Here is a 1702-nt window from a genome sequence, read left to right as displayed (position 1 = left end):
CTCACGTGAGAAGGAGGAGCAAGCATGAAAAAACTCTATTCATTTTTAGCAGGAATCGTAGCCATTATCCTGATCTTGTGGGGAATTGCGACTCATTTAGATAGTAAAATCAATAGTCGAGATAGTCAAAAATTGGTTATCTACAACTGGGGAGACTATATCGATCCAGAACTCTTGGAGCAATTCACTGAAGAGACAGGAATCCAAGTCCAGTATGAGACCTTTGACTCCAACGAAGCCATGTATACCAAAATCAAGCAGGGTGGAACGACCTACGATATTGCCATCCCGAGTGAGTACATGATCAACAAGATGAAGGATGAAGACCTCTTAGTACCTCTTGATTATTCAAAAATTGAAGGGATTGAAAATATCGGACCAGAGTTCCTCAACCAGTCTTTTGACCCAGGCAATAAATTCTCCATTCCTTACTTCTGGGGAACCTTGGGAATTGTCTACAATGAAACCATGGTAGAGGAGGCGCCTGAGCATTGGGATGACCTCTGGAAGCCAGAGTACAAGGATTCCATCATGCTCTTTGATGGGGCGCGTGAGGTGCTGGGATTCGGACTTAACTCACTTGGTTACAGCCTCAACTCCAAGGATCCTCAGCAGTTGGAAGAGACAGTGGATAAGCTCTATAAACTGACTCCAAATATCAAGGCCATTGTGGCGGACGAGATGAAGGGTTACATGATCCAGAACAATGCTGCTATTGGTGTGACCTTCTCAGGAGAAGCCAGCCAGATGTTGGAGAAAAATCCTAACCTCAAGTATGTCGTTCCGACAGAAGCAAGTAACCTCTGGTTTGATAACATGGTCATTCCAAAAACCGTGAAAAACCAAGATGCGGCCTATGCCTTTATCAACTTTATGTTGAAACCCGAAAATGCTCTCAAAAATGCCGAGTATGTGGGCTATTCAACACCAAACCTACCAGCTAAGGAAATGCTCCCAGAGGAGACCAAGGAAGACAAATCTTTCTATCCAGACGCTGATACCATGAAACACCTAGAAGTTTATGAGAAATTCGACCATAAATGGACAGGCAAATATAGCGATCTCTTCCTACAATTTAAGATGTATCGGAAGTAGAAGTTAGCAGACACGAAACGAATCAGTTAAGCTGGTTCGTTTTTTTAATAGAAGTTAACTTTTACAGCCTTATCTTTTTCTATTCGAGTTGCTTATTTGCTTGCCTAGTAGTATACTAAGTTTATACGAATAGAAAGCGGTAACAAAGATGAAAATATCTACTTTTTTCAAAAAAAGTTATTGGCCAACCTTTTTGATTGTTCAACAAACAGCTATACTAATCCATTTAAAGGATGGCTTGGATAGACAATACCTAACAACGGATTCCATATATTTGGTGATAGGGTACTTTATATTTGTAAATATTTTCGAAGCTATCTTTAGCAATTCAAAACTTTGGGATAAAAGTTGGGATAAAAAGAGTGATAGCAGTAAGAAAAAATATATTCTGAAAAAGTAATCTGAGATGTAGGGAATGGGTCTGATTCAATGGAGATGATTCCCAGTTGACGCAGAACTCAAAAAACGATATAATAAGAAAGTTGAGAATTGATTTTCAGTTGTCTTAGTCCAGAGAATTGGCGGTGCTGCAAGCCATCTAAGCTAGGAAGTCATGCTACTCAATCAGACAATTGCATAAGAATAAGAGAATGACAAGTTCATTGAA

General features: G+C 39.8%; 2 protein-coding genes. Both read left to right on the top strand.

What is annotated here, in order from left to right; all coding sequences use genetic code 11:
- The first annotated feature begins 24 nt into the window (after window positions 1–24).
- The gene (locus GMD1S_RS10245; protein ID WP_000737945.1) at window positions 25–1095 is read left to right on the top strand and encodes an ABC transporter substrate-binding protein; all 1071 of its coding nucleotides are present in this window, start codon (window positions 25–27) and stop codon (window positions 1093–1095) included.
- A gap of 148 nt (window positions 1096–1243) precedes the next feature.
- Window positions 1244–1495, top strand: a complete 252-nt coding sequence (locus GMD1S_RS10240; RefSeq protein WP_000704103.1) for a hypothetical protein — start codon at window positions 1244–1246, stop codon at window positions 1493–1495.
- The last annotated feature ends 207 nt before the right edge of the window (window positions 1496–1702 follow it).

The organism is Streptococcus sp. GMD1S, from assembly GCF_000296875.1.
Classification (GTDB): Bacteria; Bacillota; Bacilli; order Lactobacillales; family Streptococcaceae; genus Streptococcus.
This window is presented reverse-complemented; position numbering and strand designations above follow the sequence as displayed.

What these genes read in the sequence shown, in the direction of transcription:
- GMD1S_RS10245 (WP_000737945.1), top strand. Translation starts at nt 25, where the DNA reads ATGAAAAAACTCTATTCATTTTTAGCAGGAATCGTAGCCATTATCCTG.
- GMD1S_RS10240 (WP_000704103.1), top strand. Translation starts at nt 1,244, where the DNA reads ATGAAAATATCTACTTTTTTCAAAAAAAGTTATTGGCCAACCTTTTTG.